Raw genomic sequence first — 8,779 nt, 5'->3', positions numbered from 1 at the left:
GGGGACGATGGTTTTTTTAGATTCATAAGGGTGACTAATTTTATGGTTTTTTAGTCAACCTTTTTCAGGACGAGACATGTAATAAAAAAACCGCCTCAATAGAGACGGTTCTTTTATTTTTTTGAGTAGAGCTTACTTTGCAGCAGTCTTTTTTGCAAGTTTTGCAGCTTTTTTCTCAGCTTTGGCAGCCTCTTTCTGCTCAGCAGGAGTCAATACTTTTGGTTCAGGAGCGTTAGCATCTACGTTACCTTTGATGTAGATTACACTTCTGTTGTTTGCAGGATCATTAGAGAAAACCTCAATCATTTTGTTGAAAGGGCCAGGGATCGCTGTATTGTATCCAACCTTGATCTTAGCAGACTTTCCAGGCATGATAGGGTCCTGGCTGAATTCAGGAGTTGTACATCCGCAAGAAGGTTTTACATTTGAAAGAATCAAAGGCTTATCCCCTGAATTCGTTACTGTAAAGAATCTTGTACCATCAGCATTAGGCTTGATAGTACCATAATCGAAAGTCGTTTTATCAAATGTAATGGTTTGTGCAGATGCCAGAGCAAATGTCCCGAATAGTGCAATTCCTGCAATTAATTTTTTCATATTCTTGAATGTTAATACGTTTGTTAGATAAATTTTGTGAAACAAAGTTAAAAATTATTTTAATTCATGCTTAAAAATTTTTTTCTTTAGACTATTTTTGCAAATTGCAAGCCAAAGAAATAGAATTTATGCAGATTTCAGAAAAGTACAATCCACAGGAAACAGAACAGAAATGGTACAATTACTGGCTGGAAAACAAATATTTCCACTCAGAACCTAACGACAAACCACCCTATACCGTGGTCATTCCTCCGCCAAACGTGACGGGAATACTACACATGGGGCATATGTTGAACAATACCCTTCAAGATGTTCTGGTCCGCCGTGCAAGAATGCGCGGGTTTAATGCTTGTTGGATTCCGGGAACAGACCATGCTTCAATTGCTACTGAAGCTAAAGTTGTTGCTAAATTGAAGTCTGAAGGAATCAATAAGTCAGATATTACCCGTGAAGAGTTTTTAGCCCACGCATGGGACTGGACTCACAAATACGGAGGAACTATCCTTGAGCAGTTGAAAAAACTGGGATGTTCATGTGACTGGGACAGAACCCGGTTCACTATGGAAGATAAACTTTCGCAGCAGGTTATCAAAAGTTTCGTAGACCTATATAATAAAGGACTCATCTACAGAGGCTATAGAATGGTGAACTGGGATCCGGAAGCGAAAACGAATATCTCTGACGAAGAAGTAATCTTTAAAGAGCAAAACGGGAAATTATATTTCCTTAAATATAAGATTGAAGGTTCAGAAGAGTTCCTTTCAGTAGCGACTACACGTCCTGAAACTATTTTTGGGGATACAGCAGTATGTATCAATCCGAATGATGAAAGATATGCACACCTGAAAGGTAAAAATGTAATCGTACCTATCGTTGACAGAGTAATCCCGATTATTGAGGATGAATATGTTGATATTGAGTTCGGAACAGGAGCTTTGAAAATTACTCCTGCACATGACGTTAATGACTACGAAATCGGACAGAAACATCAGCTGAAAATGATTGATGCGCTGGATGATGACGGAAACCTTAATGAACATGGTTTACATTATGCAGGGAAAAACAGATTTGATGTAAGAAAGCAGATTGCAAAAGAACTTGAAGAAAAAGATCTTTTGCTGAAAGCTGAAGACTACGTAAATAAAGTAGGAACTTCCGAGAGAACTGGCGCGGTTATTGAACCTAAAGTTTCAGTACAATGGTTCCTAAAAATGTCTGAAATTGCTAAACCCGCTTTGGATGTAGTAATGGATGATGAGGTTAAGTTCTATCCTGAAAAATTCAAAAACACATACAAGCACTGGATGGAGAACATCCGTGACTGGAATATTTCCCGTCAGTTGTGGTGGGGACAGCAGATTCCTGCTTATTACTATGGAGAAGGAGAAAATGATTTCGTAGTGGCAGAAACTAAAGGTGAAGCTTTAGAACTGGCAAAACAAAAAACAGGAAATTCGGATCTGACTGCAGAAAACCTTAGACAGGACGACGATGCATTAGACACATGGTTCTCATCATGGTTATGGCCAATGTCTGTGTTTGACGGATTGCTTGATCCTGAAAACAAAGATATCAACTATTATTATCCTACTTCTGATCTGGTTACAGGTCCGGATATTATTTTCTTCTGGGTAGCCAGAATGATTATGGCCGGATTGGAATACAGAAAAGAAGTTCCGTTTAAAAATGTTTATTTTACAGGAATTGTAAGAGATAAGCAGAGAAGAAAGATGTCAAAATCTTTAGGAAACTCTCCGGACCCTCTTGAATTAATGGACAAATATGGAGCAGATGGAGTACGTGTAGGAATTCTATTGAGTTCTGCCGCGGGTAATGACCTTCTTTTTGATGAAGATTTAATGCTTCAGGGAAGAAATTTCATGACGAAGATCTGGAATGCATTCCGTCTGATCAATATGTGGAATCATGAAGATAAGCCAGCTATTGAAACCGATAATCAGGCTATTGAGTGGTTTGAAAACAAGCTTAATAAAACAATTGCTGAAATTAATGATCAATTCGAGAAATTCAGAATTTCTGATGCATTGCATTTGATCTATAAATTAATTTGGGATGATTTTTGCGGTTGGTATCTTGAAGCGATTAAGCCTAACTACGGAGAAGGGATTTCAAAAGAAGTTTATAACAAAACAATCTATTTCTTTGAAGAGCTGATGAAGTTACTTCATCCGTTCATGCCTTTCCTGACAGAAGAATTATGGCAGATGATCTCAGAAAGAAGTATTGATGAGGCTTTAGTAATCGCTCAGCAGAAAGAGGCAGGACAGTTTGATGAAAACATTATTAAAAACTTTGAAACGGCAGCAGAGCTGATTTCAGGGGTTAGAAATTACCGTCAGACCAAAGGGATTTCACCAAGAGAAGCTGCTGAAATTTATACCAATGCTGCTGAATTTGCCAATGAAGCTGTAGTAAGAAAACTGGCTAATGTTTCTGAAATCCACTTCGGACAGAAAACAGATAAACCGAGCTTTACATTCCTGGTAGGAGCAACTGAAGTTTCTATTCCTTTAAGTGAAAACTTAGATTTAGGAGAGGAAAAAGCTAAAACTGAGGAAGAACTGAAATATTTGAAGGGATTCCTGGTTTCGGTAGAGAAGAAGCTTTCCAATGAAAAATTTGTTGCGAATGCAAAACCGGAAATCGTAGAAGTAGAGCGTCAAAAGCAAAAAGATGCTCAGGATAAGATTGCGATCCTTGAAGAGAAACTGAAAAGTTTATAAAGTATAGACAATAAATTTTGTCAAAATCTCAGGCTGGGTACAGATGAAAATTGTATCCAGCCTGATGGTTTAAAAGAATAAATACAATGACACATATAGAAAACATACAAAAACTATTCTCGAAAGACTTTGTAGAAAGTCCGTTACTTGAAAGTTTTGAAGTAGGAAAGATTTATCTTTCAAGCGGGAAACTGGTTGCCTGTGATCCCTTGATCACCAATGATATGCTTCCTTTCACTACAGAATTTCCAAAAGGAGATTTTTCGGTAATGCTTCATAAAGAGAGAGAAAGTAACTGTGTGGCCTATGCCGAGATTATATTCAGTGATTCTGAAATTAAAGAATGGAAACTGGCTACCACAGCAGGACAGAAAATAAAAGATCTTGAGGAAGGAGAAGTATTTGGATATCCCGTAGAAAGCGGGATGGGATGTCTGATGGATGTTGATACCCAAAACAGCCTTAATGAGCTGGAACAAAGATTATACGAAAATAAAGGAGGTGATTTTATGGGAATTTATGAAGAATTCTTCCATGACTATTTCTTTGATGAAAACGGTGCCATAGATCAATATGCCTTTCTTAAACCGGCAAAAGAACATCCCGGAACCATCTTTGCTTTTGAAACCGGATATGGAGAAGGATTTTATGCCAGCTATATCGCTTATGATAAAGATCAACAACCCGTGAAAATAATTACTGAATTTATTGAGATAAGTTAATTTTAAATTAGTTATTTTTGAGACACAATTTTGTCAGTTATAAATTTTAAAGCTAATACAAAACACAATGAATTTCTCATCAGAACAACCTCGTATTATTGTTGTGGGCAGCTCATCGATAGATTTGGTTCTTGAAACCGAAAAACTTCCTTTGCCTAATGAAACCGTCTTAGCTGTCAAATCAGATAGTTATTTTGGAGGTAAAGGTGCTAATCAATCAGTAGGTACAGCCAGGTTGGGAGCAAGTGTATACTTTATCGGATGCGTTGGGATGGATCCTCTTGGACAGCAGATCATGAGGAATCTGGTAAGTGAAAATGTAAATGTAGGATTTGTTCATGAAACAGATAAAGAAGCTACGGGAACTGCCTATGTAACGACTTCTCACGGGAATGCGGCAATTGTTGTAGTACCTGCTGCCAATAAATATCTCAGCAAATCGCATATAGATGAAGCAGAGAAATATTTCAACACCACCGATCTTGTGCTGGTACAGCTTGAAGTCTCTATGGATGTTGTAGAGCATACCGTTAAAAAAGCTAAAAAATATGGGAAAAAGGTAGGATTATATGCCTCACCTGCCATGAGAGTCAGTGAAGAAATTTTAGAAATGGTTGACTTTATTGTGGCTAAAAGTAATGAGCTGTACGTTATTTTTGGGGAAGAAAAAAGAGAAGAAGTTCTTAAAAAATATTTCAATAAGGTATTTGTAAGGGATGACACCAATTCAACCATTTACTTTGATGGTACAGAAATGAAATATTACAGAAACGATAAGGACGAAAAAGTATATAAAATGGGAATGGGGGATGCATTTACATCAGGATTTGCCATTGCATTATGCCATGGGAATTCTATTGAAGATTGTGTGAAATTCGGGAATGAAGTTTCATCAAGGGTTTCCGGAGGTAAAGGCTCTCAGACAGGATTGCCAAGAATCTCAGATTTCTTTTCATAAAGCTATTTACGACATATCAAAAGTCTGAAACTTAACATAAAAATATAAGTAAAATGTCCACTTTTATAGTGGATTTTTTCTTTTTATACTATGGAAAAACTAATATTAACCACAGAAGACCATATCACACTAACTGCCCATTTGTTTAAACCGGAAAGAGACCATGGAAAATTATTACTGATCAATTCGGCGACAGGGGTAAAGCAGCAGATCTATTTTTCTTTTGCCAGCTACTTTTGTGAACAGGGATTTACAGTCATTACCTACGACTATAGGGGAATTGGACTTTCCAAACCGAAAAATATGAGAGGATTCCATGGCTCAATGAGACTTTGGGGGTCAAAAGATTATAAAACGGTAACTCAATATATCAAGTCACAATATAAAGAATATAAAAAGTACTGCTTAGGGCACTCTGTAGGTGCATTGATTCTGGGAATGAATGAGGATTCCAACATCTTTGAAGAATTTGTTTTTGTAGGAACTCAAAATGCCTTTGTAGGAAACCTTAAAGGGAGAACAAAAGTTGAAGCGTATTTAGGCTTTGGAATTGCGCAGCCCTTAACTACTTCACTTTTAGGGTATTTCCCGGCGCATTGGTTTGGATTGGGAGAAAGTCTTCCAAAAAATTGTGCATATGACTGGAGAACCTTAATTTTAAACAAGAAATCAACCAACAAGCTGTTGGAAAAAATTGATGATTTTTCTAAAAATTTAACCCAGAAAGTATTTGTAATCCGGGCTGAAGATGATGTATGGTTAACAGAAAAAGGAGTATTAAGTTTATTGAATAATACCTATTCAAATCTCAAACCTACTTATAGACTGGTAGCTGCTTCAGAATCTGATAAAAAAGAAATCGGGCATATCAATTTTTTTAGAAGTTACAACAGCAAACTCTGGGATATTATTTTAAATGAACTGACAGATAAATGAAAAGTACGATTGATAACACTGTAGCATTTGTAAAAGAAAAATTAGAAGGAGCAGAAGCCGGACATGACTGGTTTCATATTGAAAGGGTCTGGAAGCTGGCTGCTCAGATAGCAGAAACAGAAGACTGTGACAAAGAGGTTGTAGAGTTGTCTGCCCTTCTTCATGATATTGCTGATCCTAAATTTCATAATGGTGACGAAACTATTGCTCCGAAAATATCGAGAGCATTTCTTGAAGGACAGAATGTACCTGAAGAAACCATTCAGAAGGTTTTATTTGTGATCGAAAATATTTCGTTCAAAAACAGAGATCAGGCGCCTGTAAACCCACCCATTGAACTTCAGATTGTACAGGATGCAGACCGTATTGATGCCATAGGCGCTATTGGAATTGCCAGGACGTTCAATTTTGGAGGTTTTAAAAATAATCTGATGTATCATCCGGATATGAAACCCAAACTGGGAATGTCAAAAGAAGAGTATAAAAAATCTAACGGGACCACTATTAATCATTTCTATGAAAAGTTACTGCTTCTGAAAGATATGATGAATACTGAAAAAGGAAAAAAAATGGCCGAAGAAAGACATAATTATATGCTGAATTTCCTCGACCAGTTTTATAAAGAATGGAATGTAGATTAGAAAATGTTATATCCCAGAATTAAGGAAACAGATTTAAGATCTGCATGAGGAAGATCCTTATACAGAATGTTGGTACGGTTATTAAATCTTGCTTCTATACTGAATTTATTATTGTAAGTAAATCCAGCGCCAAGTGAAGAACCTCTGAAACTTTGGTTAGAAGCTAGGGCTATATTATCAAATACTTTTCCATCATAATCTACATCTATAGAAGATGGGGAACTTGTTTTTATGTTGAATATGTTGATGGCAGCATTAACAAATATTTTTGATTTATCATTCAAAAACATAGAATACCTTATCCCTACCGGAATATTAATAGAAGAATAACTATCCATGGTAATATTATAGAGATTGTCCTCTGTTCGGATAGTTGTTTTTTTATTAGTATATTGTGAGTACGTAGGTTCAAGAATGATAGACCACTTATTTTTGTTGAACGGTAAAACCAATTCAGCTTCTAGCCCTACTCTGAAATTCGATCTTGAAGAAAAGCCAGGGTTGTTGTAAGAATCCTCTAATTTTAACGGTGCATAAAAATTAATTCCCGGTCTGATAGCAAGATTGAATTTTGTCTGCTTTTTATTTTCTGTAAAATTCTGATCATTGATTTGATTAGTTGTTGAACCATCAGAATTTTTACTATTATAAGCCTTAAATATTTTTGTTAAACTAGACGCTGTATATTGTGTTCTGTTTACTAGTGTCTGGACATCACTGTTATCAGAAAAAATAGTTTTTAACTGATCAAGATATTGATCATTGGTAGCAACCTGGGAACTATTCCCATTAAAAAAATATTTCTTATAAATTAATGGATGGATGATCGCATCCGATTCAGAATAGAAATATCTTGTGATATGACCTTTATAAATATATAGTTTTTTATTTCCGGTAACGAGTTCTTTCAGGAATACTGAACTCTTTACAAGCTTTGGCTCTTTGGTATGGGAAAAACTGGAAATATCGTCTGATGAGTAGTCAATGTCACCATTATAAGTAACATATTTAACATCATTATATATCCCGAATTCCTTAATTGTAGTGGTTGTACCTTTATCTTCAGAAGAGTTTTCATCTGTTTTAAAAACAAAGCTGTCGGGATTGCTTACCCACCCTTTATTTTTGATCAGAACCTCTTTTTTTGTATTATTTTGGTCTATAATATACCCTTTTTCAAACTTCACTTGTGCATAAAATGAAGCTATGCTAAAGAAAATAAGGCCAGAAAGTGTTTTTTTCATGGTTATCTAAAGTTAAAATATGGGCGCAAATATAGATAAAATAGAGATAAGAAGTATCTTTGTAAAATATGACACTCATTATTTTCATAATATTTTTAGCTTCTGTTCTTTCCTTGGTTCTCTTTAAGGTTAAATCAGGAAGCGTGGCCAGATGGGCAAAGCTGTTTCGTATTGTAACGGTGGTTTTTTCAATTTCTGTTTTTACGTATTGGTTTATCAAGAAAAGTGCTGTGGCATTCGTGGATAATTCTGTGGGGCTGCAGGTGATTAATAAGCTTCCACAGGCATTAGACTTTTATTTAATCAAAGTAAATAAAACAGATCAGAACACTACTCTTGAACCTAAACATATCGGAAAAATACGCCCCGAGTACTACAGAATAGAGTACCTCAAAATGGATAAGTCTGATGAATATTGGATTGCAGGCTATCTTGGAAAGAAAAACCTTGTGTACTTTTCTCAACACTCTGTACCCAATAAAAATATCGACCAGATTGTAGAAGTGCAGAACTACATCAATCAAAGTATGAAGCTTTCTGATGCTGCCAAAAAACAGGTGGATGCTTATAATTATGAGAATACAAAGCTAGGTATCTGGATTACATTAGACTTCCTGCTCCTGTTTCTCAATCTCGTATTGCTTCTTAGAAAAAATAAATAAAAAAGGTAATGAGTTTCAAATACTCATTACCTTTTTGTTTCTATTAAGGATAATCCAGAATTTGCATAATCCGCTCTTTAAACTCTTCAGGACAGGCTTTAATCAATCTATCCTTATTTTGTTTACTGATTTCTTTGGGCTCAAGCCATTCAATCTTGTTGAAATTCAGACTGTGATTATCATATACTCTTTTTATCGTATGGTTTTCATAAAAAATATAGTCATCACCAAGCCAGTTGGTAGCAATACTAATTGTACAAATTTCCTTTTCCATG

9 protein-coding genes are annotated in these 8,779 nt (G+C 35.8%); 6 read left to right on the top strand and 3 right to left on the bottom strand.

What is annotated here, in order from left to right; genetic code table 11:
* Window positions 1–132 precede the first annotated feature (132 nt).
* Window positions 133–597, bottom strand: a complete 465-nt coding sequence (locus AC59HC_RS20340) for a DUF1573 domain-containing protein (protein ID WP_110010053.1) — start codon at window positions 595–597, stop codon at window positions 133–135.
* 128 nt (window positions 598–725) lie between these two features.
* On the opposite strand from AC59HC_RS20340, the gene AC59HC_RS20335 reads away from it, so the two are divergent.
* From AC59HC_RS20335 to AC59HC_RS20315, 5 genes are all read left to right on the top strand, one after another.
* Window positions 726–3,341, top strand: coding sequence for a valine--tRNA ligase (locus AC59HC_RS20335; protein ID WP_496559241.1), 2,616 nt, complete (start codon window positions 726–728; stop codon window positions 3,339–3,341).
* An 86-nt stretch (window positions 3,342–3,427) separates the two neighbouring features.
* Window positions 3,428–4,063 (top strand): DUF4241 domain-containing protein, encoded by a 636-nt coding sequence (locus tag AC59HC_RS20330; protein ID WP_496559240.1) that lies wholly within the window; start codon window positions 3,428–3,430, stop codon window positions 4,061–4,063.
* Between the two features lie 67 nt (window positions 4,064–4,130).
* The gene (locus AC59HC_RS20325; RefSeq protein WP_110010050.1) at window positions 4,131–5,021 is read left to right on the top strand and encodes a PfkB family carbohydrate kinase; all 891 of its coding nucleotides are present in this window, start codon (window positions 4,131–4,133) and stop codon (window positions 5,019–5,021) included.
* A 90-nt stretch (window positions 5,022–5,111) separates the two neighbouring features.
* A complete protein-coding gene (locus tag AC59HC_RS20320; RefSeq protein WP_496559239.1) occupies window positions 5,112–5,957 on the top strand; it encodes an alpha/beta hydrolase family protein in 846 nt (281 codons plus the stop codon).
* Entirely contained in the window at window positions 5,954–6,598 is a 645-nt protein-coding gene (locus tag AC59HC_RS20315) for an HD domain-containing protein (protein ID WP_110010048.1), read from the top strand. The genes AC59HC_RS20320 and AC59HC_RS20315 overlap by 4 nt, the downstream gene beginning before the upstream one ends.
* On the opposite strand, the gene AC59HC_RS20310 is transcribed toward AC59HC_RS20315, so the two are convergent.
* On the bottom strand, window positions 6,595–7,842 hold the full coding sequence (locus AC59HC_RS20310) for a porin family protein (protein WP_429812981.1): 1,248 nt from the start codon (window positions 7,840–7,842) through the stop codon (window positions 6,595–6,597). The two genes, AC59HC_RS20315 and AC59HC_RS20310, sit on opposite strands and share 4 nt — an antisense overlap.
* A 68-nt stretch (window positions 7,843–7,910) precedes the next feature.
* On the opposite strand from AC59HC_RS20310, the gene AC59HC_RS20305 reads away from it, so the two are divergent.
* Window positions 7,911–8,504 carry a hypothetical protein gene (locus AC59HC_RS20305; RefSeq protein WP_110010046.1) on the top strand — a complete coding sequence of 198 codons (594 nt, stop codon included), beginning with the start codon at window positions 7,911–7,913 and terminating at the stop codon, window positions 8,502–8,504.
* Between the two features lie 43 nt (window positions 8,505–8,547).
* Here the strand turns inward: AC59HC_RS20305 and AC59HC_RS20300 are convergent, their stop codons facing one another.
* Window positions 8,548–8,778, bottom strand: a complete 231-nt coding sequence (locus tag AC59HC_RS20300; RefSeq protein WP_137905090.1) for a hypothetical protein — start codon at window positions 8,776–8,778, stop codon at window positions 8,548–8,550.
* Window position 8,779 lies beyond the last annotated feature (1 nt).

This window comes from Chryseobacterium sp. DZ-32, assembly GCF_059587025.1.
Note: the sequence above shows the minus strand (reverse complement) of the source record. Positions and strands in the feature narration are given on the sequence as shown.